Genomic DNA, 24103 nt, shown 5'->3' on the forward strand with positions numbered 1-24103 from the left:
GTCGAATTCCCGGCGCCGATCCGATCGTCACACGCGGCGTGGTGCTCCGACCACGGGGACGCCCCGGACATTGGGGGGTGACCGATCTCAGGGTGGGGTCAGGGTCGCCTCCGGAGGTCGCTCGGGCCTCCGGAGCAGCAGGATCGACGTATGACCGACGATCCTGCCCAGCCGCACCGGCCCGGGCCGACGGAGCCGGAGCCGACGACCTCGGCCGCCGCGGCCTCCGCCGGACCGGCCGCGCCCGAACCGCCCATCACGGGCGACCCCACGGCGACGCCGGCCGGGGGCCGGGCACCCGCCGGGGAGACCGCGTGGGACGGGACGGCACCGCCGATCGCCACACCACCACCCGCCGGGCCGGGGGGGCCGGGCGGGCCGTGGTACGGGGGTGGCCCCTCGGCCACCACCCCGCCGCCGGGCGGCGGCTCGCCACCACCGGAGGGCGGCCCGGGTACGCCCTTCAACGGGGCCGGCTTCACCTCGCGGTACGGACTGGTCCGCCCCCGCGACGGTCGCTACCTGGCCGGCGTCTGCGCCGCGGTCGGCCGGGCCACCAACACCGATCCGGTGCTCTGGCGGGTGCTGCTCGCGGTGCTCGGCTTCTTCGGCGGCATCGGCATCCTGGTCTATGTCACCGCCTGGTTGATCATCCCGGGCGAGGGTGACAGCGCGTCGCCGGTCGAATCGATGCTGGGCCGGGGCCGGTCCAGCATGTCCCCGGTGACCGTGATCGTGCTCAGCATCCTGGTGGCGGTGAGCTTCGGCTTCATCGTCACCGACGCGTTCCGCGCGGTGCTGCTCGGCGCGGCCATCCTGGTCGGCGGCGCGCTGCTGCTCAACCGCCAGCAACGCGGCCCGCAGCCCACCGTGCCGACCACGCCACCGCCGACGGCGCCTCCCGGCCCGGTGCCGCCGGTCAGCTATCCCGGCCCGGCCGGGTACCCGCCGCCCTCTCCGGGCTTCGGCCGCACCCCGCCGGCCACCGCCGCACCAGCCGCCTTCCACCCGTACGCGCCGGCCCCCGTCACCCCGGCGGCACCGCCGGGGACCCCGATCGTCGAGGAGCCCACCCTGAACCCGCCTCCCGGCCCGGCGTGGCCAACGGCCGGCGCCCCGGCCGCCCCGCTCGGCCCACCGGTCACCCCACCGACCTACCGTCCCCCGTTCGCCCCGCACGGCCCGTACGCCGGCCAGACGACGGTGACGCCGCCACCCCCGGCCCGGCCCAAGCCGCCGAAGAAGCCACGGGAGCGATCCGCCCTCGGCGCGGTGACCTTCTCGCTGATCTTCATCGCGCTGGGCGTGGTCTGCCTCCTCGACGTGCTGGGCGTCTTCGGCATCGGCGCCTCGGCCTACTTCGCGGCGGCGCTCGCCGTGATCGGCCTCGGCCTGCTGGTGGGCACCTGGTTCGGCCGGGCCCGCTGGCTGATCGCGCTCGGCCTGGTGACCGCCGCCGCGCTGGGCATGGCCACCATCGCCGAGTCGTACGACCGGGTGCGCGGGGTGGACGGCTCGGTCACCTGGGCACCCACCGACCACCGCGACCTCGCGGTCCGGTACGAGCAGAGCTTCGCCGACGCGGTGCTCGACCTGCGCGCGATCGACTTCAGCCAGCAGGACACCGAGATCACCGTGGTCATCAACTTCGGCGAGGCCACTGTGGTGGTACCGCCGAACGTGGACGTGACCGCCACGGCACAGCTCACCGCCGGTGACGCGAACATCTTCGGCACCCAGCGCGCCTGGGGCATGGACAACCAGCCCAGAGAGACCGTCGACCTCGGCGCGGACGGCCCGGGCGGCGGGAAGCTGCGCCTCAACCTGCACGTCAACGCCGGACACATGGAGGTGACCCGGTGAAGGCCCACCGCACCGACGTGGTCTCGTTCGCCTTCGGGCTGCTCTTTCTCGCGCTCACCGCCTGGTGGCTGCTCGCCCAGGTGCTCGGCCTCGTCCTGCCGCCGGTCGGTTGGTTCCTGGCCGGCGGGTTGATCCTGATCGGCGCGCTCGGCCTGATCGGCGCGCTGCGGTCCAGCCGGCACACCAGCAGGCCCGAACCCTCCGGCAGCCCGTGGACCGACCCGACCGAGGACGGGCGAACCATCGTGGACCCCACCTCCGGTCCGGGTGCCGCGGGTGAGGCCGGGCCGGGTGCCGCGGGTGAGCCTGCCGAGGAGCGTCCCGCCGACGGCGACCGTACGCTCGACCTTCCGTTCGAGGACGAACCGTCGCCGGGGAAACGCGGGTCGGCGGGCTGACCATGCAGCGCGGCTTCCGCGCCGCATATGCTGGCCGGTGTGCTCCCGCCGTCGCCGGCCAGCCCACGCCGCGGGGCATCCTTCGCGGGCCACCGGCCCGCGCGGGCCGTCCGCCGCCGGGCCGACCTCGCCGCCGAGCGGTGATCTCGCGCCCGTCGTCTCTACCCCGTCAGGAGCCCGTTCGACATGACCCAGTCCCCCGCCGTGGGTGCCACCGGCCAGTCCGGTCCGGCCCGCCTCGGCGAGCGTGCCGCCCGTACTCTCGTCTCCGAACTCGCCCGGATCAACGACCCCAAGGCCGCCCTGCTGGTCGGCGTGGCCCCGGAGTCCGCGGTGCTGGCCGCGGCGATCGACGCCCTGCTGCCCGGCGACACCCTCACGGTGGTACCAGCCGAGCGGGTCAGCACCACGGCGCTCCGGGAGCACGTCACCGCCCAGGGCCGCTGGGTCGCCGACCGGGTCCGGGTCGTGGAGAGCCTCGCCGAGGCCGAGCCGGCCGCGGTCGTCGTCGCCGGTGAGGCGTTCGTCGGCACTGCGGAGGAGACCCGTGCCGCCATCGAGGCGCTGACCAAGTACCTGACCGAGGGTGCGGTGCTCAGCCTGGCCACCGCCGTCGGCCGGACCGCCGGCGCGGCGGCCGAGTTGGACCGGCAGGGCGCGCTGTACGGCGTCGGCACCGACCTGGTGCTGCTCAACTCACCGCCGGTCCGGGTGTACCGGCTGCGCTTCACTCCGGCGGACGCCGCGACGGCGGAGCGGCTCGCCCCGGCCTACCGCCCGTCGAGCGTGCCGCTGACCCGCGACATGCACATCGACTCCAACGGGGTGGCCGCGGCCGGCATCGCCCTCGGGCTGGCCGCGCTGACCCGGCTGGCGCGGCCGAGGTCGAAGCTTTGGCTGCTGCCCGCGCTGGCCGCCGCGCCGGTGGCCGCCTTCTTCCGTGACCCGCAGCGGGACGTGCCGGAGGACCCGTCGGCCGTGGTGGCCGCCGCCGACGGTCAGGTGCTGTCGGTGCAGCGCCTGCACGACGAGCGCTTCGGTGACGGCGAGTTCCTGCGGATCGCGGTCTTCCTGTCGGTGCTCGACGTACACGTCAACCGCGCCCCGGTCGCCGGCAAGGTGGTCGACTACTTCGTCGCCGACGGCGGGTTCGTCAACGCGATGAAGCCGGACGCCGAGCACAACGTGGCCGCGTACACGGTGCTGGACACCACGCACGGCACGGTGGTGGTGGCGCAGCGGACCGGCCTGATCGCCCGGCGGATCGTGCAGCGTGCCCCGATCGGCGCGCTGCTGGCCCGGGGCGAACGGTTCGGGCTGATCCGTTTCGGCTCGCGTACCGACGTCTACCTGCCGGTGGAGGCCGCGGAGCCGCTGGTCGGGCCGGGCGACAAGGTCGTCGGCGGGTCGACCGTCATCGCCCGCTGGCGCTGATCGCAGACAGACAGCAGCACGGGCGCCGCGGAGAACCGCGGCGCCCGTGCTGCGTACGGGGATCAGATGGTGCGACGCTGGCGCAGCCAGAGCACCGGGCCGCTGATCAGGTATCCGACCACGATCAGGCCGAAGGTGAGCCGGACGTCGATCAGCGCGCCGACCACCGGGGCGAGCCAGACCCACGCCGGCAGCCTGACCAACCGGGCGAGCTTGGCGTACGGGAAGCTGCTGACCATCGTGAAGGCGAGCAGCGCCACCCCGGCGATCTGCACCGCCCCCGGCACCGGCAGGCCGATCACCACCATCAGGGCGAGTACGGCCGCCGCCATCGTGGTGGGCACCCCGCTGAAGAACCGGCCGTCCTGCGGCGAGACGTTGAACCGGGCCAGCCGGATCGCGGCGCAGGCCGCGACGAGCGCGGCAGCCACCCCGGCGGCGGCCGTCGGCACCTCGCCGGCCAGCGAGGCGTAGACCACCACGGGCGCGGCGAGGCCGAAGGAGCACATGTCGGCCAGCGAGTCCATCTGGGCACCGAACGGGCTGGCGACCCCGAGCTTGCGGGCCAGCGCGCCGTCCAGGCCGTCGAAGGCCACGCAGGCGATGAGGAGGAGGGCGGCGAGCCGCACGTCGCCCCGCATGGCGACGAAGATCGCGTTGATGCCGAGCAGCAGGCTGGCCAGGGTGCAGGCGTTGACCAGCGCGAACTTCATCCGCCGGGCCATTGTCCGCTCGCCGGGCAGCAGCGGGACGGGTGCCGTCGCCGGCTCGTCCGCCACCAGCGCCGGCCGGACTGTCACCGGGGTCGGTTGGTCTGTCGCCAGCGCCAGCTGGTCTGTCACCGGGGCCGGCGCGACCGCCGGGCTGACCGGGGCGATCGTCTCGATCCGGGCGCGGTTGAACCGCTGCAACCCGTACCGGCGGCGCGGGCGGTCCGGGTACCTCGGCTCGGGCAGCGTCTCCGTCGAACCGTGCAGCTCCGCACCTCGGCGTCCGACGCGGACCAGCAGGACCTGACGAGCGAGGGTGCCGCTGCGGCGCAGCGGGCCCGTCCAGCTTCGCCCTGCGGGACGCGGGCTGTCAGTCGTACGACGCCGGCGCCATGGGGCTCTCGGCACGTTCCCTCCATCACCGGCAGGCCGCCGTGATGGCGGCTGTCCGGCTGTCTCGTGCCGGACCCTTTCCGGCCCGGCAGCCGTTTTGCGGAGTACACCATCGCACAGGGGGATGGGGATTGGCGATAGCTACCGGCGGCACTTATATCTCCCTTAACCGCGCGAACCGCCGTCTTTACCCATCTCGGGCATCATCGCCCGTTTCACCATCAGCCCCGCCTCGACTGTACCGGAGCAGGGCACCACCAACCGGCGAGCGGGCGCCGGTCGACCCGGAGCCGGCCGATCGGGCCGGCACCTGCAACGTCGCGGCGGCGATCTCGGTCAGCGGAAGTTCTCGCAGCTCGACCGGGGTGAACCAGCTCGCGCGGGCGGTGGAGCCGCCGGCCAGTTCGGTCACTTCCGGCTCGGTCGGGACGTCGACCGCGACCCGGTAGACGACCCGGATGCCATGCCAGTCGAGGGGGCGGCCCTCCGGGCCGAGCGCCGCCGGATTGTGCAGATTGTCCACCCCGATCAGATCGATCACCCTGCCGAGTTGGCCGGACTCCTCGACCAGTTCCCGTAGCAGCGCGGTGACCGGCTGTTCACCATGATCCGTCCCGCCGCCGGGCAGGTGCCACCGCCCGGCGCCCGGGTAGCCCTCCGCGATCAACGACAGCAGGACCCGCCCGGCGGGATCGGTGACCAACCCGTACGCCCCGAAGCGCTGCCGCCGGTCGGTTCCGGGTTGGCCGAACGGCGTTCGGCGTCGCAGCGCACCGGAGGGCAACGGGACGACGGGCAGGCCGAGCGCCTCGGCGGTGAAGGCCAGCAGTGGCAGCCCGGCCGCCTCGGCAAGGGTCGACCAGCGGGCCAGGTCCGTGCTGCCGTGCCGCTCGGCGCGCAGCGCCCCGCCCACCGCCGCCACCTCGAACAGCACCCGGTCGGTGTGCAGGGCCACCCCCAGGTCCGGGTACGGCACCACGTCGGCGACCACCGCGCGCAGCCCGGTCAGCTCGACGGCCAGCCCGGTCTCCTCGGCGACCTCACGGACCACCGCGTCCGCGGGATGCTCGGCGTGCTCCAGGCCCCCGCCCGGCAGCGACCACACCCCCGGAAAGTCATCCCGTTCGGAGCCCCGCACCAGCAGCACCCGCTGCTCGCCATCGCGCAGGACCCCGTAGGCCCCGACCCGCCGCACCTGCCGCGCCACTTCCACTCCCCGTCCCACCCGACCCCGCCGCGTTGATCACGAAGTTGTCGCCCGCCACACGACTCGGGCCGTGTCTCGACAATAACTTCATGATCAACGCGGCAGGAGGGGTGCGGGTGGATCAGGTGAGGCGGGCGGCCTGCACGGCTTCGGCGGTGACCTCGGTGAGGCGGTCGGTGGGGAGAGCGCCGAGTTCCTCGCGGGCGAACCAGCGGGCCTCGCAGGTGGAGCCGCCGACGTCAGCGACGGTGGGTGGGGCGGGCTGGTCCACCACGACGCGGTAGAAGGCACGTACGCCGTGCCAGTCGATCGGGTAGCCCTCGGGGCCGAGCGAGGCGGCGTCCCGGTGGCTGGCGACCCCGAGCAGCTCGACGAGGCGTCCGGTCTGACCGGTCTCCTCGACCAGTTCCCGGATCAGCGCCGCGCCCGGCTGCTCGCCGTAGTCGGTGCCACCGCCGGGCAGGTGCCAGCAGCCCGCGCCCGGGTAGCCGTCGGAGACCCGGGTCAGCAGCACCCGCCCGGCCGGGTCGGTGACCACGGCGTACGCGGCGAAGCGCTGTGCCCGGTGCAGCCCGTCGGGACCGGGCACCGCGTAGAAGGAGGGGAACTCCGGGGGCTCGTCGGGCACGATGTCCGCCGAGGAGGCGGGCAGCCCGAGGGCCCGTGCGGTGAACGAGCGCAGCGGCAGCTGCCGCGCCTCGTCCAGGGTGAACCAGCGGGCCAGGTCGGTCGGCCGGTCGACCCGGTCGGTCAACGAACCACCCCGGATCGAGACCCGGTAGACCAAGCGGTCGGTGTGGATGGTGATGCCGCGCTCGGGCAACGCCCGCATGTCGGCCAGCACGTCGTGCAGGCCGGCGACGGCCACCGACAGGCCGGTCTCGGCGGCGGTCTCGCGGACGACGGTGTGGTTGGGATCCTCGCCGTGGTCGACCGCCCCGCCGGGCAGGGACCACGTCCCGGGTGTGCCGGAGCGCTCCGATGCGCGGACCAGCAACACTCGGTCTACCGAATCAGTACAGACTGCGTATGCCGCGATCCTGCGCAGCGGCTCCAGCATGGTGGTCACGGAGGCAAATTCTCCCTGTGCCCCGTTACCGACGCGGAAAAGAGTCGGATTCCTGACTGATCACTCCCCCCTGAGGGATAGGTCAGGGTATGGATCCGGGCGGTCACCGAGGTCGATGCGCGCCGGAACGAGGACCGTGGAGTCATGACTTCCACACCTCAGGCCCCGTACAAGCAGCTACGCCGCCCGACCACCGACCGGATGGTGGCCGGCGTGGCCAGCGGCATCGGCCGCTACTTCGCCGTCGACCCCACCCTGGTGCGGGTCGTGTTCGCGGTCACCACGCTGCTCACCGGCGGCATCGCCGCGCTCGCGTACCCGATCATGTGGTTCCTGATGCCCGAGGAGCCGGCCGGCACGCCGGCCTGGCCGCACGCGCCGGGCGCCGCGCCGTACGGGCCGGGCAGCGGCCCGCCGCCCACCGGCCCCACGGTCACCCCGCACCCCGCCTGGCCGTTCCCCGCACCAGGCGGCCCCGCGCCGCACTCCGGCCCGGTGGGCACGCCGCCGGCATCGGCTGCCCAGCCGGCTCCGGCCGCGCAGCCCGCACCGCCGGCGGCCGACGCCGCGTCCGAGCCGGTGACCGTGCCCCACACCGTGGGTACGCCGGAGCCCGGACCGCAGCCGGAGCCCGTGGCCACGCCGGAGCCGGAGAGCCGGCCGGCGCCTCAGCCGCTGGCCGGACCGGCGGCGTGAGTCGGGGTCACTCCCACTCGATGGTGCCCGGCGGCTTGCTGGTGACGTCCAGGACCACCCGGTTCACCTCGGCGACCTCGTTGGTGATCCGGGTGGAGATCTTGGCGATCACGTCGTAGGGCAGCCGGGACCAGTCGGCCGTCATCGCGTCCTCGCTGGAGACCGGGCGCAGCACCACGGGGTGACCGTAGCTGCGCCCGTCGCCCTGCACGCCGACGCTGCGCACGTCGGCGAGCAGCACCACCGGGAACTGCCACACGTCCCGGTCCAGACCGGCGGCGGTGAGCTCCTGGCGGGCGATGAAGTCGGCCCGGCGGAGCACGTCGAGCCGATCCCGGTCCACCGCGCCGATGATCCTGATGGCCAGCCCGGGGCCCGGGAACGGGTGCCGCCAGACCATCGCCTCGGGCAGGCCGAGCTGGAGACCGAGCGTACGGACCTCGTCCTTGAAGAGCGTGCGCAGCGGCTCGACCAGGGCGAACTTCAGGTCCTCGGGCAGCCCGCCGACGTTGTGGTGGCTCTTGATGTTGGCGGTGCCGGTGCCGCCGCCCGACTCGACCACGTCCGGGTAGAGGGTGCCCTGCACCAGGAACTCGACGTCACCGTGCGAGGCGATCTCCCGGGCGGCGGCCTCGAAGACCCGGATGAACTCCCGGCCGATGATCTTGCGCTTCTGCTCCGGGTCGGTCACCCCGGCCAGCGCGTCGAGGAACCGGTCGGCTGCGTCGACCACCTTCAGCTTGATGCCGGTGGCGGCGACGTAGTCCTTCTCCACCTGCTCGGCCTCGCCCGCGCGCAGCAGGCCGTGGTCGACGAAGACGCAGGTGAGCTGGTCGCCGACGGCCTTGTGGACGAGCGCGGCGGCGACCGCGGAGTCGACCCCGCCGCTGAGGCCGCAGATGACCTCCTTCTCGCCCACCTGCGCGCGGATCCGGGCCACCTGCTCGTCGATGATGTTCTCGGGCGTCCAGGTCGGCTCGATCTCGGCGATCTCGTACAGGAAGCGGGTCAGCATCTCCTGCCCGTACGCGGTGTGCCCCACCTCGGGGTGGAACTGCACGCCGGCCCGCCGGCCGGCCAGGTCCTCGAAGGCGGCGACCGGAGCGCCGGCCGACTCGGCGGTCACCGTGAAGCCCTCGGGGGCCTCGGTCACGCAGTCGCCGTGGCTCATCCAGACCGACAGGTCCGCCGGCAGGTCGCGGAGCAGCACGCCGGGGGCGAGCAGGCGGGGGCGCAGCGGGGTGCCGCCGTACTCGCGATTGCCGGTGTGGGCCACCGTGCCGCCGAGCGAGCGGGCCATCGCCTGGAACCCGTAACAGATGCCGAAGACCGGCACGCCCGTGGTGAACAGACCGTCGTCGACCTGCGGGGCGTCCGGCGCGTAGACGCTGGCCGGGCCGCCGGAGAGGATGATCGCGGCCGGATTCTTGGCCAGCATCTCGGCCACGGGCATGGTGTGCGGGACGATCTCGGAGTAGACCCGAGCCTCACGCACCCGGCGCGCGATCAGCTGGGCGTACTGGGCTCCGAAGTCGACCACGAGGACAGGACGCGGCAGGCTCATAATCGGCAATCCTACCCAGCGTGACGACGCCTCCCCGCGCGCACCGTCCCTCCCCCCACGCTCCGCCGATCATGCGCTTTCGGGCGCGCGTACGCGTCTCATGCACCTTTCACCCCCACCAGAACTGCAAGATCGGCGGGGGTCAGTGGGGTGGGCGGAGGGCGGCGGGGGCGTGCGGGGGCACGGCGGGGTGGAGTGGGGGGACGGGGGGTAGGGGGCGGTAGGGGGCGCCGAGGGGTGGGCGGGGGTCGGGGTGGCCCCGGTTGGGCCAGAGGGACATGGCCCGCTCGGCCTGGGCGGTGATGGTGAGGGAGGGGTTGACGCCGAGGTTGGCGGAGACCGCCGCGCCGTCGACAACGTGCAGGCCGGGGTGGCCGTAGAGCCGGTGGTACGGGTCGATCACCCCGTCGGCCGGGGAGGCGCCGATCACCGCTCCGCCGAGGATGTGCGCGGTCAGCGGGATGTCGAACGGCTCGGTCAGCGCGCCGCCCGGCGTACCGTCGATCTCCTCGGCGAGCAGCCGGGCCGCCCGATTGCCGGCCGGGATCCAGGTCGGGTTCGGGACGCCGTGGCCAGGGCCGGAGACCAGCCGGCGGCCGAGCCGACCACGCCGCAGCCGGGTGGTCAACGAGTTGTCCGCCGACTGCATCACCAGGGCGATCACCGTACGCTCCGACCAACCGCGCACGGAGAGCATCCGGGCGGCCCGGCCGGGATGCCGGACGAGCAGCGCCAGCCAGCGGCGCACCCGGTGCGGCCCGCCGTCGACCAGCAGCGACTGGAGCAGCCCCATCGCGTTCGAGCCCCGCCCGTAGCGGACCGGCTCGATGTGGGTCTGCGGTTCGGGGTGGAACGAGCTGGTGATCGCCACCCCCTCGGTGAAGTCCAGCCCCCGCTCGCGGGCCCGCCGGTGCGGCACCGAGGCGCCGAGGATCGCCTCCGAGTTGGTCCGGGTCAGCTCACCGAGCCGGGGCGAGAGACCGGGCAGGGCACCGCAGTCACGCATCTCGTGCAGCAGCCGCTGGGTGCCCAGCGCCCCGGCCGCGAAGACCACCTGATCGGCGTGGATCACCTGCCGGCCCCTGCGCAGCCAGGCGCCGGTGCGCTCGGTGTGCACCGCGTACCCGCCGCCGGCCGGCCGGACCGCGGTCACCGTGGTCAGCGGATGCACCTCGACGCCGAGCCGCTCGGCCAGCCAGAGATAGTTCTTGACCAGCGTGTTCTTCGCGCCCTGGCGGCAGCCGGTCATGCAGGCGCCGCAGTGCGTGCAGCCGGTGCGCTCCGGCCCGACGCCGCCGAAGTACGGGTCGGCGACCCGCTCCCCCGGCCGGCCGATGTGCACCCCGACCGGGGTGGCGTGAAAGGTGTGCCCCGCGCCCATCCGCTCGGCCACCCGCCGCATCGCCCGGTCCGCGCCGGTGACGATCGGGTACGCGGTCACTCCGAGCATCCGCTTCGCCTGGTCGTAGTGCCGAGCCAACTCGGCCCGCCAGTCGGTGATGTCCCGCCACTGCGGGTCGGCGTAGAAGGCGTCCAGCGGCTCGTAGAGCGTGTTGGCGTAGACCAGCGAGCCGCCGCCGACCCCCGCGCCGGAGAGCACCAGCACCCCGCCGCCGGCCCGCCGGTCGGCCGCCCGGAGCAGGGTGATCCGCTGGAGGCCGAAACAGCCGAGCCGCGGCGCCCAGAGGAACCGACGCAGCTGCCACGAGGTCCGCGGAAACTCGTCGTCGACGAAGCGCCGACCAGCCTCCAGCACGCCGACCGAGTAGCCCTTCTCGGCCAGCCGCAACGCGGCGACGCTGCCGCCGAAGCCCGACCCGATGACGACCACGTCGTACCGCATGAACGCATCATTACTCGCGAGTAGATCTCGCGCCAGGAGCAGTTTCCGCGCGATCATGCAGCGCGTCGCCGTCGCCGGCGACGCAGGGCCGGCCGGCAATCCCGAGCCCGTTCGGGTCGGTACGGCAGAAGGAGGCGGGGATGGTGTTCGGAGGAAATCGGCGACGGCTGACGCTGGTGCTGGCCGGTCTGGTCACGGTGGCCGTGGTGGCCGTCGGCGCGGTGGTGGTCGGCCGGACGGTCAGCGGCGACCGGGCGGCGCCGGCCGCCGGGTCCACCACGACGCCCGTGTCACCGAGCACGCAGCCGAGCCCGAGCCCGAGCACCCCGCCGCCGGGGGCGGACATCACCGGCCCGCTCAACCTGCTGCTGGTCGGCGTCGACACCCGGGTCAGTGTGCCCGGCTGGGAGCCGCACGCCGACGCCGTACTCATCCTGCACGTGCCGGCCGGGCTGTCCCGGGCGTACCTCTTCGCCCTCCCCCGCGATCTGGTGGTGGACGTTCCGGCGTTCAAGCCCGCCAGCTACTCCGGCGGGCGGACCAAGCTCACCAACGTGATGAGCTACGGCAGCCGGGTGCCGGAGCGGCCGAAGCAACCGGACCCGGCCCAGGGGTACGACCTGCTGCGCCGGGTCGTCAGCGACTACACCGGCCTGCGCATCGATGCCGGCGCGGTGCTCACCTTCGGCGGCTTCGACAGGCTGGTGGACAGCCTGGGCGGGGTCGACATCCACGTGGACCAGCGGGTGGTCTCGCGGCACCGCCGCCCGGACGGCAAGCACCGGGAGCCGGGCCCCGGAGTCGGCGGCTACACCGGGCCGCAGATGGTCTACGAACCCGGCGACCAGCATCTCAACGGCTGGCAGGCGCTGGACTTCGCCCGCCAGCGTTACCTGCCCGGCGGCGCCTACACCCGGCAGCGCCACCAGCAACAACTGATCCACGCGCTGGTCGTGAAGATGCTCGACGACAACCTGGCCCGGCAACCCGAGCGGGTCGAACAGGTGGTCGGGGCGCTCGGGGACATGCTGGTCTACGTCGGCGGGCGGCGGATCGTGGAGTTCGCGTACGCCCTCGGCGGGCTCTCGCCGGAGGCGCTCACGCTGGTCGGCCTGCCGGGCGCGGCGGTCGGCCAGGGCAACTCCTACCGGGGCGAGGAGCTGACCAGGACCAGCCGCGACTTCCTCAGCGAGCTGCGCGCCGGTCGGGTCGACGCCTTCCTCGCCAAGAACCCGAAGCTCAAGCTGCCGGCCTGACCGGCCCGCCGCCGGGCGATCGAACTCCGGCCCGGCGGCGGCATTCCGGCTGGGCCGGGCCTAGAGCCGCTTGGGGGCGGCGGGCTTCTTCTTGCCGTAGAGCCAGGCGTCGAAGAGCTTGTCCAGCTTCTTGCCGGAGATCCGCTCCGCCAGCGCCACGAACTCCTCCGTGGTGGCGTTCGCGTCGCGCTTCTCCTTGGCCCAGGTCCTGAGGATCTCGAAGAACGCCTTGTCGCCGACGGAGACCCGCAGCGCGTGCACGGTCATCGCCCCGCGCTCGTAGACCGACTCGCTGAACAGGTTCTTCACCCCCGGCTTGCCGGGCGGGGTCCGCCAGACCTCCGCCGGCACCCGCGCCAGCCGGATGTCGAACGCCTCCTTCGCGGTGGACTCACCGCTGTGCTCGGCCCACAGCCACTGCGCGTACGACGCCAGACCCTCGTTGAGCCAGATGTCCTGCCACCGGCTCAGCGCCACACTGTTGCCGAACCACTGGTGGGCGACCTCGTGCGCGACCACATTGGTGTTCTCGCCCCGGCGGAAGAAACCCGCCGAGTAGACCGACCGGCTCTGCGTCTCCAGCGCGTACCGGATCCGCTCGTCGGAGACGACCACTCCCCCGTACGCCTCGACGGGGTACGGGCCGAAGACGCTCTCCAGGTAGTCGGCCACCTTGACGGTCTTGGCCATCGAGGCATCCGCGGCGCCCTTGGGCACCTTCGTGGTGACCGCGTGGAACACCGGCCGTCCCTTGTGCTTCCCCTCGGTCAGCCGGAACTTCCCGATCGCCACCATGCTCAGGTAGCTCGCCATCGGCGTGTTCTCGGCCCAGCGCCAGGTGGTCCAGCCGTCCGCGCTGGTCTTGCCGCCCGGCACGCCGTTGCTGACCGCGGTCAGGCCGTCCGGGACGGTGATCTCGAACCGGTAGGTGGCCTTGTCCGACGGGTGGTCGTTGACCGGGAACCAGGTGCTGGCCGACTCGGGCTGCCCGAGGGCGATCGCGCCGTCGGAGGTGTGCAGCCAGCCGCCCTCGCCGACCGCCTGATTCTTCAGCGCCTTCGGCTGGCCCGCGTAGGTGATCTCCGCGGTGAAGTCCCGGCCCGACACCAGGCCCTCGGTCGGCGCGATGACCAGTTCGTTCTTCTCCTGGTGATGCTTGGCCGGCGCACCGTCCACGGTCACCGCGCTCACCTTCAGGTGGGCCAGGTCGAGGTTGAACGAGGAGAGGTCGGCGGTCGCCCGGCCCTGCACCGTGGTCACACCGCTCAGCTGGTCCTTCGCCGGGTCGTAGCGGACCTTCACCGTGTAGCCGGCGACGTCGTAGCCGCCGTTGCCGTACCCGGGGAAGTAGGGGTCGCCGGCCCCCGCGGCGCCCGGCTGGAAGTCCGGCGCCGGCGCCGCCGACTCGCTCGGTGACGCCGACGGCGACGCCGTCTGCTCCGGCGCGGCCGCCTCGCAGCCGGTCAGCCCCAGGGCCCCCACCAGCAGCGCGGCCACGCCCCGCCGCAGCCGTACCCGCTCACCTGTCATCGTCCGTCCTCTCCCCGTGACTGGTGACCGGTCGATGGCCGGCCACCACGACCAGCCTCGATCCGATCGCAGGCGGCAGCCTACCGACACATGATCACCGAGAGAACGTGAATACGACGCCGGCGGCGGGCCGGCTCCGGTCGAGGAGGGCAGGGCGGCGGAGGAGGCCGAGGTCAGGGCAGGGTGGGCGGGGTGGTGCCGGTCAGCCAGGCGGCGAAGAACGGACCCAACGAGCGCCCGGAGACCCGTTCGGCCAGGGTGACGAGATCGTCGGTGGTCGCGGTGCCGTCCCGCCGCTCGGTGGTCCACGCACGCAGGATCTCGAAGAAGGCGTCGTCGCCCACGGTACGCCGCAACGCGTGCACGGTGAGCGCCCCGCGCTTGTAGACGGCGTTGCCGAACATCTGCCCCGGGCCGGGATCGAGGGTGGGCCGGGACCAGTCCGTGGCCGCGTACTGGAGGTCGAAGTTGCGCTGGGCGGAGCGCCCGCCGTCGTGCTCCTCCCACAGCCACTCGGCGTAGCTGGCGAAGCCCTCGTTGAGCCAGATGTCGCCCCAGCGGGCCAGCGCCACGCTGTTGCCGAACCACTGGTGGGCCAGCTCGTGGGCGACCACGCCGTAGTTCGGCTCACCGGTGCGGAAGAAGCCCGGCCCGTAGACCGGGCGGGACTGCGTCTCCAGCGCGTAGCCGATCCGGGCGTCGGCGACCACCACGCCGCCGTACGCCTCGAACGGGTACGGCCCGAAACGGGTGGCCAGGAAGTCGGCGATCTCGCCGGTGCGGGCCAGCGAGGCGGCCTCCGCCCCGGTGGCGGGCAGCCCGGCCGGCACGGCGGTGACCAGCGGCTTGCCCGCGTGGCTGCCGTTCTCCACCCGGTAGTTTCCGATCACCAGCGTGGTCAGGTAACTGGCCATCGGCGACCGCTCGGCCCAGCGCCAGGTGGTCCAGCCGTCGGCGCTGGTCCGCTCCCCCGGCACCCCGTTGCTCAGCGCGGCGAGACCGTCGGGAACGGTCACCTCGATGTCGTACGTGGCCTTGTCGGAGGGGTGATCGTTGACCGGGTACCAGGTCGCCGCCGAGTGGGGCTGACCGAGCGCGATCGCGCCGTCGTCGGTGTGCTGGAACCCGCCGTTGCCGAGCACGCCGTCGGCGACCGCCCCGGGCACGCCCGCGTACGCCACCTCGACGGTGAACCGACTGCCGTTTCCGAGCCCCCGGGCCGGGGTGACGACCAGCTCGCCGCCGTCCTGCCGGTGCCGGGCCCGCGCACCGTCCACGGTGACCGAGCTGACCTCCAGACCGGCCAGGTCGAGGTTGAACCGGGACAGCCCCTGGGTCGCCGTCGCGGTGACCTCGGCCCGGCCGGTGAGCCGATCGTCGGCCGGGTCGTAGCGCACCGCCAACCGGTAGTGGTCGACGTCGTACCCGCCGTTGCCGCTACCCGGCACGTACGGGTCCCCGAGATCCACACTGCCCGCCCGAAACCCGTCCCGCTCCGCCGCCTCCCGCTCCCCGGTACAGCTGACCAGCGCAATGGCGGCGACCACCGCCACCGCAACCCCCCGCCCCATACGCCCAAAAGCCCCACTCACCCGCCCGAGCCTACCGCCGCCCGCCCCGCCGATCATGGACTTGTGGTGGGTGACAGGCCGGGGCGATTCCACCTGACCCGGGCACCACAAGTCCATGATCGGCGCGGTCGGGGGTGGGGGCGGGGGGCTGGGACGGGGTGGGTGGGGTTAGCGGTCGAGGATTAGGCTTACTTTTTGGAATTCCTTGAGGTCGCGGTAGCCGCACTTGGCCATGGCGCGGCGGAGGCCGCCGAAGAGGTTGAGCTGGCCGTCGGGCTCGTCGGCGGGGCCGAAGAGGAGGCGCTCCATCGAGCCGAGGGGTTCGCCGGACACCTCGAACGCGCCGCGGGGCAGCGACGGGTGGCTGGCGGCCGAGTGCCACCAGGCCCCGCCGGCCGGTGCCTCCTCGCAGAGGGAGAGCGGCTCGCCGAGCATCACCGCGTCCGCGCCGCAACCGAGGGCCTTGGCGATGTCGCCGGAGGTACGGATGTCACCGTCGGCGATCAGGTGGACGTACCGGCCGCCCGTCTCGTCCAGGTAGTCCCGCCGGGCCGCGGCGGCGTCGGCGATCGCGGTGGCCATCGGCACCCGGATGCCGAGCACCGACTCGGTGGTGGACCACTCGTCGCCACCGATGCCGATGATCACGCCGGCCGCGCCGGTCCGCATCAGGTGCAGCGCCGTCTTGTAGTCGGTGCAGCCGCCGACGATCACCGGCAGGTCGAGGTCGGCGATGAACTCCTTGAGGTTCAGCGGCTCGTCGGTGGTGGAGACGTGCTCGGCCGAGACGATCGTGCCCTGGATGACCAGGATGTCGACGCCCGCGTCGAGGATGACCGGGGCCAGCGCCAGGGTGTGCTGCGGGGAGACCCGCACCGCCACCGTGCCGCCGCCCTCGCGCAGCTCGCGGACCCGCTCGCTGATCAGATCCGGCCGGATAGGCTCGGCGTACACCTCCTGGAGCCGCTTGGTGGCGCGGGCGTCCTCGTCCAGACCGGCCAGCTCCTCCAGCACCTTGGTCGGGTTCTCGTAGCGGGTCCAGAGCCCCTCGACGTTGAGGACGCCGAGACCACCGAGCTGCCCGAGCCGGACCGCCGAGGCCGGGCTCATCGTCGCGTCGGAGGGGTGCCCGACGCAGGGAATGCCGAACTGGTACGCGTCGAGCTGCCAGCCGGTGGAGACGTCGTCGACGTCCCGGGTGCGGCGGCTCGGCACGATCGCGATGTCGTCCAGGTGGTAGCCGCGCTGCGCGGTCTTGCCCAGCCCGATCTCGACCACGTCACGCATGGGGGACTCCAGGTGTGTTCGGGGATGGTGGGGGGGTGTCAGCGGGTGTGGTAGTTCGGCGCCTCGACGGTCATCTGGATGTCGTGCGGGTGGCTCTCCTTGAGCCCGGCCGCGGTGATCCGGATCAGCTGGCCGCGCTGGTGCAGCTCGGAGATGCTCTCCGCGCCGGCGTACCCCATCGCCAGCCGCAGGCCACCGACCAGCTGGTGGGCGACCCGGGACAGCGGCCCACGGTACGGCACCTGACCCTCGACGCCCTCCGGGACCAGCTTCTCGTCGCTGGTCACGTCCTGCTGGAAGTAGCGGTCCTTGGAGTACGACTTGGCCTGCCCACGGGACTGCATCGCGCCGAGCGAACCCATCCCGCGGTACGCCTTGAACTGCTTGCCGTTCACGAAGATCAGCTCGCCGGGGCTCTCCTCGCAACCGGCCAGCAGACTGCCGAGCATCACCGTGTCGGCGCCCGCGACCAGCGCCTTGGCGATGTCGCCCGAATACTGGATGCCGCCGTCACCGATCACCGGCACGCCGGCCGGGCGGGCCGCCCGGGCGGCTTCCATGATCGCCGTGATCTGCGGCACGCCGACGCCGGCCACGATCCGGGTGGTGCAGATGGCACCCGGGCCGACACCGACCTTCACCCCGTCGGCACCGGCGTCGACCAGCGCCTTCGTGCCGGCGTAGGTGGCCACGTTGCCGCCGACGATGTCGATGGCAACGTCCTTCTTGAGCCGGCTGACCATGTCCAGCACGGCCCGCTGGTGGCCGTGCGCGGTGTCCACGATGATCACGTCGACACCCGCGTCGACCAGCGTCCGGGCCCGCTTGTACGCGTCCTCGCCGACGCCGATCGCCGCCGCCACCCGCAGCCGGCCCGCGTCGTCCTTGGTGGCGTTCGGGTACTGCTCGCTCTTGGTGAAGTCCTTGACCGTGATCAACCCGCGCAGCTTGCCGGCGCCGTCGACGATCGGCAGCTTCTCGACCTTGTGCTGGCGCAGCAGGCCCAGCGCCTCGTCCTTGCTCACCCCGACCGACGCGGTGACCAGTGGCGCCCGGGTCATGATCTCGTGAACCTTCGTGTCCGGATCGGAGACGAAGCGCATGTCCCGGTTGGTGACGATGCCGACGAGCTGCCCCTGGGCGTCCACCACCGGCACCCCGGAGATGCGGTAGCGACCGCAGAGCTGGTCGACCTCGCGCAGCGTGTCGTCCGGGCTGGCGGTGACCGGGTTGGTGATCATGCCGGACTCGGAGCGCTTCACCAGGTCGACCTGGAGCGCCTGGTCCTCCACGGAGAGGTTGCGGTGCAGTACGCCGATGCCGCCCTGCCGGGCCATCGCGATCGCCATCCGCGCCTCGGTCACCGTGTCCATCGCGCTGGAGAGCAGCGGAATCGAGAGGGTGACGTTGCGGGTCAGCCGGGTGACGGTGTTGACCCGGCTGGGCACCACATCCGACTCGCCGGGCTGAAGCAGCACGTCGTCGAAGGTCAGCCCCAGCGGCACCACCCTCGCCGAGCCGGCGGGCAGCTCGGGCAGATGGCCGCCCACTTCGCCACCCTCGCTGCCGGCGGAAAGGTCGGTACGGGGCGAATTCTCCACGATTGCTCCCCTGAGCTGCTCGAACGGGCTTCAGTGAGGTGGCGCGGGTGGGCACCGGCGAACGCCGGGCGAGGATGCGTCGGCCCCATCGTACCCAGTGGCCCGGTTGACACCGGCGTCCGGCGCGTACGCGCGGCGGCGGTCACACCCGACGCTCCCGTCGCCCATCGACTTGCGCGACGGGGACAGGCATCAACGAGGGCTTGGGTCTACGGTGAGGGGGTGCAAGACGAGCCCATCGACCCGTTCAACGGCGACCCGACCGATCCGGCGGCCGACCTGGACGACCCCGGCCGCGCGGAACCGCTCGACCCACTGACCGACGTCGAGCGCCAGGACGTGCTGGAGGACCTCGCCGACCTGGAGATCTACCAGGCGCTGCTCGCACCGATCGGCGTACGCGGGCTCGTCATCGAGTGCGAGGACTGTCGGGAGCCACACTTCTTCGACTGGGACCTGCTCCGCGGCAACCTGCGCCACCTGCTCACCTCCGGGCGGCCCCGGGTGCACGAGCCGGCCTACGACCCCGATCCCGACCACTACGTCACCTGGGACTACGCCCGGGGCTACGCCGACGGCGTGCACGACACCCTGAGCGACGGCACCGAAGACGAACCCGAGCCCCGCCCCCGAGGCTGACCCCGCCCGACGCCCCGGCTGGCCCGGCCCCGCGGCCCCAACCGGGCGTCCGGATCAGGCGACCAGACCGGCGCGGAAGCCGGCGGCGACGGCGTGCGCCCGATCGCGGGCGCCGAGCTTGCGGAACAGCCGCCGGGCGTGGGTCTTCACGGTGTCCTCGGAGACGAACAGCTCGCGGCCGATCTCGGCGTTGCTCTTGCCTTCGGCCATGCCGAGCAGCACCTGCAACTCCCGCTCGGTGAGCCCGATCGCGGACCGTTCGGGCCGGGCCGGCGTGGACTTGCCCGGCTCGGGCTCGGCGCCCGGCTCGGCCGGGTCGTCACCACGCTGCACCGGCACCATCGCCGGGCCACCGGCGGCGTCGACACCGTTGGCCGGCCAGGGTGGTACGGGTTCGCCGGTGGTCCGGCCACCCTGCGCCGGCCGCACCGGGCTACCGACCGCTGCGGCGTCCCGGGCCGGGTCCGCGATCCGGTGGCGGTTGGCCCGGCCGGGCGCGGCCAGCAGCAGCAACGCCTTGGCGACCGCGCTGGTCAGATCGTGATCCACGCCCTGGATCAGCCCGCGCGCCCCGGCACTGATGGTCGCCGCCGCCGCCTCGGACTCCTCCGCGCCGAGCAACAGGACGGCGGCCTGCGGCGCGCGGGCCAGCACCCGGCGGACGAAGCCGGCGCTGTCGGGCCGGGTCAGCGCCGTGTCGGCGAGCACCACGTCAGCGGGACGCTCGGCCAACCGCAGCATCACCTCGGGATCGGAGACGGCCGTCCGGACGGCACCCGACAGTCCCAGCCGCGCCGCCGCGGAGGTCAGGTGCTGCGCCGCGAGCGGCGTCCGAACGCACACAAGAACCGTACGCACAGTCATCTCCTCTCCGCAGACGAGCAGACCATGACCGGACAGGCCCGGGAGGAGGTTCCGGGCAATCCTCCTAATTTTTCCGGCAGATAGGGCATATGCCCCAAGCTGTCCGAGGCTCTGGATCAAAGACGTGTGAGCCGAGCACGGTCCGGGTACGGAGGGGGCCAGGCCGGGAACGGTGCGCCTGCGCGGCCCGCCACCCGGACAGCCGGCCACAAGCATCTCGCGGTGCCGCGCGAGAGGAGGGGTGCTGATGTCGAACGTACGTAGACTGCCCGGACCCATCATCGACCTCTGGGACTGGCAGCGGCTCGGCGCCTGCCGGGGCCGGGACAGCGCGCAGTTCTTCCACCCCGACGGTGAACGGGGCTCCTCGCGGCTACGCCGGGAGTCCGCCGCCAAGACCGTCTGCCGCACCTGCCCGGTACGCGCGGAGTGCGCCGCGCACGCCCTCGCCGTCCGTGAGCCGTACGGGGTGTGGGGCGGCTTCAGCGAGGCGGAACGGCTGCGGCTGCTCGCGATCGGCTGGGAGGATCTCGCCGACCGCCGGCAGACCCGGGTCGACGTCACCCGGCTGGAAGCCCGGCTGGGCAGTGCACACAAGTCGACCGTCCCCACCCAGCGCAACGTCGCCTGACCGCGCCAACGCTCCAGACCAGATCTTGGACAGTTCCCGTCCGGTCCGGACGGGAACTGTCCAAGATCTGCAAAGCGACGAGCCCTCGGGTCAGGTGACCGTCACGGTGACGGTGTGCCAGCCGGTCGCGCCGTCGGGGGCCACGTGCTGCCGCTGGCCGGTCTGCGTCTCGCCGGTGCTCTCCGTCGCCCGCACCTGGAGGGTGTGCTCGCCGGAGGTAGCCTGCCACCGCCACGACCACTGCACCCAGGTGTCCACCGAGACCGTCGGGGCCAGCTCCGCCTCCTGCCAGGGGCCGCCGTCGACGCGTACCTCGACCCGACGGATGCCCCGATGCTGCGCCCAGGCGACGCCGGCCACCGTGACCGGGCCGGCGGCCGGTCGGTTGCGTGGGCGGGGCGTGTCGATCCGCGACTGCGTCTTCACCGGCCCCTGGGCGGACCAGCCTCGCGGCACCCAGTACGCGTCGAAGTCGGCGAAGCTGGTCAGCTCCAGCTCGGTGATCCACTTGCATGCCGACACGTAGCCGTAGAGGCCGGGCACCACCATCCGGGCCGGAAAGCCGTGCGCGATCGGCAGCGGCTCGCCGTTCATCCCGACGGCGAGCAGGGCATCCCGCCCGTCGCGCAACACGGCGGTCGGGGTGCCGCAGGTCCAGCCGTCGACCGAGCGCCCGACCACCTGGTCCGCGCCGTCCAACGGCTCCACCTCGTCGAGCAGTTCGCGGATCGGTACGCCCAGCCACCGCGCGTTGCCGATCAGGTCACCGCCGACCTCGTTGGAGACACAGGCCAGGGTGACGTACCGCTCGACCATCGGCCGGGCCAACAGGTCGGCATAGCTCAGCGTCATCGGGTTGCCCACCCGGCCGTGGATGCGCAACCGCCAGGACTCCGGGTCCACCTGCGGCGCCACCAGCGCCGTGTCGATCCGGTAGAAACTCTGGTTCGAGGTGACGTAGCTGGCGAGGCCGGGCTGCGCCAGGTCGGCCCCGGGCGGCACGGGTCGCGCGGCGGAGACCGGAGCGGGCAGGGTGATCGCCTCGCGGGCGGCCGACACCCCGCGCCGCCCGGCCAGCCACCGCCCGGCGACGCCCCCGACCACGGCCACCCCGAACACCGTGCCGACACCGGTGAGAAATCGCCGCCGCGACTCCGAATCAGGCGCCGACGCCGAGTCGGCGGGCACACCCGACGGCGCAGGCACCCCCGACGGCGCGGGGGTGGGTGGCGGCGCGGGGGTGGGTGGGGACCAGGGCCACGGGTCGAGTTCCAGCGGGCCGGCGACGAAGGCCCAGAGCGCCGCCCCGCCGACCACCGCCGCGACCAGCGACGGCAGCGCGTCGGCGAGGTCGGCGTCGGCCCGGGTCAGCGCCGCCGCCACGCCGAGCGCGGCGAAGGCCGCGATGCCGGCCAGGCCGACCGCCAGCCGGCGGGCGGCGAGGGCCCCGAGCAGGGCGGCGAAGCCGCCGAGCAGCAGCGCCGTCCCGACCAGCAGGGCAATTTTGTCGTACGTGCCGAAGATCGCGATGCCGAGCCGCTTGACCGGTTCGGGGGCGGTCTCCACGACCAGCCCGCCGACCGCGACCAGTGGCGATGATCGGGGGCCGGTCAGGGCGGCCACCAGTTCGCCGGTGCCGATGGCCGCCGCGGCGGCGGTGACGCCGGCCAGGGCGGCGTACCGGGGTGTCGTGCTGCTCACCGGCCCAGTGTTTCCGACCGGACGGCCCGTCCGGTAGCCAGGTAAGCGGTACGTGAGCGTCCGCTCCCGTACCGGTGGCCGAAGGCAGGAGCACCGATCGCGCCGCCGTGCCCGGCGTGGCGGGGCTGACAGCGCGTGGGGCGCACCGTCGACGACGGTGCGCCCCACGTCCGGCGTGCTACGCCAGGGTCAGAAACCCGGCCCGTGCTGGTGGCCGTGCCCGTGCCCGTGGCCATGACCACCGGCGGCGGCGGGCTCCGGCTCCTTCGGCTTGTCCACCACGAGGCTCTCCGTGGTGAGCAGCAGACCGGCGATCGACGCGGCGTTGGTGACCGCGTTGCGGGTCACCTTGACCGGGTCGAGGATGCCGGCGGCGGCCAGGTCGACGTACGCACCGACGGCGGCGTCGAGGCCGTGGCCCCACTCGGCGGCGACGACCTTCTGCACCACGACGTAGCCGTCGTGCCCGGCGTTCTGGGCGATCCAGCGCAGCGGCTCGACCAGCGCCTTACGCACGATCGACACGCCGACCTTCTCGTCCCCGGTGAAGCCGAGGTCGTCGTCGAGCACCGGCAGGATCTGCGCCAGGGCGGCACCGCCACCGGGCACCGTGCCCTCCTCGACCGCGGCCTTGGTCGCGGCGATGGCGTCCTCGATGCGGTGCTTGCGCTCCTTCATCTCGACCTCGGTGGCCGCGCCGGCCTTGACCACCGCGATGCCCCCGGAGAGCTTGGCCAGTCGCTCGGCGAGCTTCTCCCGGTCCCACTCGGAGTCCGAAGCCTCGATCTCCTTGCGGATCTGGGCGACCCGGTCGGCGACCTCGCTGCTCTGGCCGCCACCGTCGACGATCGTGGTGTTCTCCTTGTCGACCACGATGCGCCGGGCGCTGCCCAGCACCTCCAGGCCGACCTGGTCGAGCTTGTAGCCCAGCTCGGGCGCGACCAGCTCGGCGCCGGTGAGGATCGCCATGTCCTGGAGCATGGCCTTGCGGCGTTCGCCGAAGCCGGGGGCCTTGACCGCGCAGACCTTGAGGGTCTTGCGGATCGCGTTGACCACCAGGGTGGAGAGCGCCTGGCCTTCGACGTCCTCGGCGATGATCAGCAGCGGCTTGTTGTTCTGGAGGACCTTCTCCAGCAGCGGCAGCAGCTCCTCGATCGCCGAGATCTTCTGCGTGGTGATCAGGATGTACGCGTCCTCCAGGACGGACTCCTGCGCCTCCACGTCGGTGACGAAGTTCGGCGAGATGAAGCCCTTGTCGAACTGGAGTCCCTCGGTGACGTCCAGCTCGGTCTGGAGGGCAGAGCCCTCCTCGACGGTGATCACACCGTCGCGGCCGACCTTCTCCATCGCCTCGGCGATCAGCTCGCCGATAGTGGCGTCCTGCGCGGAGATCGTCGCGACGTGCGCGACGGCCTTCTTGTCGGCGACCTCGACGGCCTTGCCGAGCAGCGCCTCGGAGACCTTGGCGGAGGCGGCATCGATGCCCCGCTTGAGGCCGGCCGGGTTGGCGCCCGCGGTGACGTTGCGCAGGCCCTCGCGGACCATGGCCTGGGCGAGCACGGTCGCGGTGGTGGTCCCGTCGCCGGCGACGTCGTTGGTCTTGGTCGCCACCTCCTTGACCAACTGCGCGCCGAGGTTCTCGTACGGGTTGGTGAGCTCGATCTCCTTGGCGATGGTCACGCCATCGTTGGTGATCGTCGGCGCACCGAATTTCTTGTCCAGGACGACGTTGCGCCCGCGCGGTCCGAGGGTGACCTTGACCGTGTCCGCGAGCGCGTTGACACCGTGCTCCAGCTGGTGCCGGGCGTCGTCCGAGAAGCTCAGGATCTTCGCCATGAATGTCCCT

The 24103-nt window shown here is 73.0% G+C and carries 18 protein-coding genes and 1 pseudogene; 7 read left to right on the forward strand and 12 right to left on the reverse strand.

The genetic code is table 11. From position 1 onward, the window contains the following. The first annotated feature begins 150 nt into the window (after positions 1 to 150). The 3 genes from ACQPYA_RS27065 (at position 151) to ACQPYA_RS27075 (ending at position 3695) form a co-directional block, all read left to right on the forward strand. Positions 151 to 1863 (forward strand): PspC domain-containing protein, encoded by a 1713-nt coding sequence (locus ACQPYA_RS27065; protein ID WP_433529868.1) that lies wholly within the window; start codon positions 151 to 153, stop codon positions 1861 to 1863. Continuing rightward, complete coding sequence (locus tag ACQPYA_RS27070) at positions 1860 to 2261, forward strand: hypothetical protein (RefSeq protein WP_433529869.1); 402 nt, start codon at positions 1860 to 1862, stop codon at positions 2259 to 2261. Before ACQPYA_RS27065 ends, ACQPYA_RS27070 begins: the two co-directional genes overlap by 4 nt. A gap of 186 nt (positions 2262 to 2447) precedes the next feature. Beyond that, positions 2448 to 3695 carry a phosphatidylserine decarboxylase gene (locus tag ACQPYA_RS27075; RefSeq protein WP_433529870.1) on the forward strand — a complete coding sequence of 416 codons (1248 nt, stop codon included), beginning with the start codon at positions 2448 to 2450 and terminating at the stop codon, positions 3693 to 3695. Between the two features lie 62 nt (positions 3696 to 3757). Here ACQPYA_RS27075 and ACQPYA_RS27080 read toward each other — a convergent pair whose 3' ends face one another. The 3 genes from ACQPYA_RS27080 to ACQPYA_RS27090 all read right to left on the reverse strand — a co-directional run bounded on the left by ACQPYA_RS27080 (position 3758) and on the right by ACQPYA_RS27090 (position 7074). Continuing rightward, a complete protein-coding gene (locus ACQPYA_RS27080; RefSeq protein ID WP_433533644.1) occupies positions 3758 to 4738 on the reverse strand; it encodes a CDP-alcohol phosphatidyltransferase family protein in 981 nt (326 codons plus the stop codon). A gap of 247 nt (positions 4739 to 4985) precedes the next feature. Continuing rightward, complete coding sequence (locus ACQPYA_RS27085; RefSeq protein WP_433529871.1) at positions 4986 to 6005, reverse strand: NUDIX domain-containing protein; 1020 nt, start codon at positions 6003 to 6005, stop codon at positions 4986 to 4988. Positions 6006 to 6126: 121 nt separating this feature from the next. Beyond that, positions 6127 to 7074: an NUDIX domain-containing protein gene (locus ACQPYA_RS27090; RefSeq protein ID WP_433529872.1), complete on the reverse strand. Its 948-nt coding sequence runs from the start codon at positions 7072 to 7074 to the stop codon at positions 6127 to 6129. Positions 7075 to 7218: 144 nt separating this feature from the next. Here ACQPYA_RS27090 and ACQPYA_RS27095 point away from each other — a divergent pair. Next, a pseudogene (locus ACQPYA_RS27095) lies at positions 7219 to 7566 on the forward strand (PspC domain-containing protein); the annotation flags it as partial. 211 nt (positions 7567 to 7777) lie between these two features. Here the strand turns inward: ACQPYA_RS27095 and guaA are convergent. Together guaA and ACQPYA_RS27105 are read right to left on the reverse strand one after the other, a co-directional pair. Next, positions 7778 to 9334: a glutamine-hydrolyzing GMP synthase gene (guaA, locus tag ACQPYA_RS27100; protein ID WP_433529873.1), complete on the reverse strand. Its 1557-nt coding sequence runs from the start codon at positions 9332 to 9334 to the stop codon at positions 7778 to 7780. Between the two features lie 142 nt (positions 9335 to 9476). Beyond that, a complete protein-coding gene (locus ACQPYA_RS27105) occupies positions 9477 to 11177 on the reverse strand; it encodes an FAD-dependent oxidoreductase (protein ID WP_433529874.1) in 1701 nt (566 codons plus the stop codon). A 140-nt stretch (positions 11178 to 11317) separates the two neighbouring features. Between ACQPYA_RS27105 and ACQPYA_RS27110 the strand changes: the two genes are divergently transcribed. Next, the gene (locus ACQPYA_RS27110) at positions 11318 to 12433 is read left to right on the forward strand and encodes an LCP family protein (protein WP_433529875.1); all 1116 of its coding nucleotides are present in this window, start codon (positions 11318 to 11320) and stop codon (positions 12431 to 12433) included. A gap of 60 nt (positions 12434 to 12493) precedes the next feature. Here the strand turns inward: ACQPYA_RS27110 and ACQPYA_RS27115 are convergent, their stop codons facing one another. The 4 genes from ACQPYA_RS27115 to guaB all read right to left on the reverse strand — a co-directional run bounded on the left by ACQPYA_RS27115 (position 12494) and on the right by guaB (position 18422). Beyond that, positions 12494 to 13963 carry a M1 family metallopeptidase gene (locus ACQPYA_RS27115; RefSeq protein WP_433529876.1) on the reverse strand — a complete coding sequence of 490 codons (1470 nt, stop codon included), beginning with the start codon at positions 13961 to 13963 and terminating at the stop codon, positions 12494 to 12496. Positions 13964 to 14136: 173 nt separating this feature from the next. Continuing rightward, complete coding sequence (locus ACQPYA_RS27120; protein ID WP_433533645.1) at positions 14137 to 15534, reverse strand: M1 family metallopeptidase; 1398 nt, start codon at positions 15532 to 15534, stop codon at positions 14137 to 14139. A gap of 168 nt (positions 15535 to 15702) precedes the next feature. After that, on the reverse strand, positions 15703 to 16821 hold the full coding sequence (locus ACQPYA_RS27125; protein ID WP_433529877.1) for a GuaB3 family IMP dehydrogenase-related protein: 1119 nt from the start codon (positions 16819 to 16821) through the stop codon (positions 15703 to 15705). A gap of 38 nt (positions 16822 to 16859) precedes the next feature. Continuing rightward, positions 16860 to 18422 carry an IMP dehydrogenase gene (guaB, locus tag ACQPYA_RS27130; RefSeq protein ID WP_433529878.1) on the reverse strand — a complete coding sequence of 521 codons (1563 nt, stop codon included), beginning with the start codon at positions 18420 to 18422 and terminating at the stop codon, positions 16860 to 16862. Positions 18423 to 18644: 222 nt separating this feature from the next. On the opposite strand from guaB, the gene ACQPYA_RS27135 reads away from it, so the two are divergent. Continuing rightward, complete coding sequence (locus ACQPYA_RS27135; RefSeq protein ID WP_433529879.1) at positions 18645 to 19061, forward strand: DUF5319 domain-containing protein; 417 nt, start codon at positions 18645 to 18647, stop codon at positions 19059 to 19061. Positions 19062 to 19115: 54 nt separating this feature from the next. Here ACQPYA_RS27135 and ACQPYA_RS27140 read toward each other — a convergent pair whose 3' ends face one another. After that, positions 19116 to 19919 carry a response regulator transcription factor gene (locus ACQPYA_RS27140; RefSeq protein ID WP_433529880.1) on the reverse strand — a complete coding sequence of 268 codons (804 nt, stop codon included), beginning with the start codon at positions 19917 to 19919 and terminating at the stop codon, positions 19116 to 19118. Positions 19920 to 20172: 253 nt separating this feature from the next. Here ACQPYA_RS27140 and ACQPYA_RS27145 point away from each other — a divergent pair, with 253 nt between their 5' ends. Then, the gene (locus ACQPYA_RS27145) at positions 20173 to 20556 is read left to right on the forward strand and encodes a WhiB family transcriptional regulator (protein WP_433529881.1); all 384 of its coding nucleotides are present in this window, start codon (positions 20173 to 20175) and stop codon (positions 20554 to 20556) included. Positions 20557 to 20646: 90 nt separating this feature from the next. Here the strand turns inward: ACQPYA_RS27145 and ACQPYA_RS27150 are convergent, their stop codons facing one another. Both ACQPYA_RS27150 and groL read right to left on the reverse strand, forming a co-directional pair. Beyond that, complete coding sequence (locus ACQPYA_RS27150; RefSeq protein ID WP_433529882.1) at positions 20647 to 22257, reverse strand: molybdopterin-dependent oxidoreductase; 1611 nt, start codon at positions 22255 to 22257, stop codon at positions 20647 to 20649. A 189-nt stretch (positions 22258 to 22446) separates the two neighbouring features. After that, positions 22447 to 24093 carry a chaperonin GroEL gene (gene groL, locus ACQPYA_RS27155; RefSeq protein WP_433529883.1) on the reverse strand — a complete coding sequence of 549 codons (1647 nt, stop codon included), beginning with the start codon at positions 24091 to 24093 and terminating at the stop codon, positions 22447 to 22449. Positions 24094 to 24103 lie beyond the last annotated feature (10 nt).

Source organism: Micromonospora sp. CA-263727 (assembly GCF_050942455.1).
Classification (GTDB): domain Bacteria; phylum Actinomycetota; class Actinomycetes; order Mycobacteriales; family Micromonosporaceae; genus Micromonospora.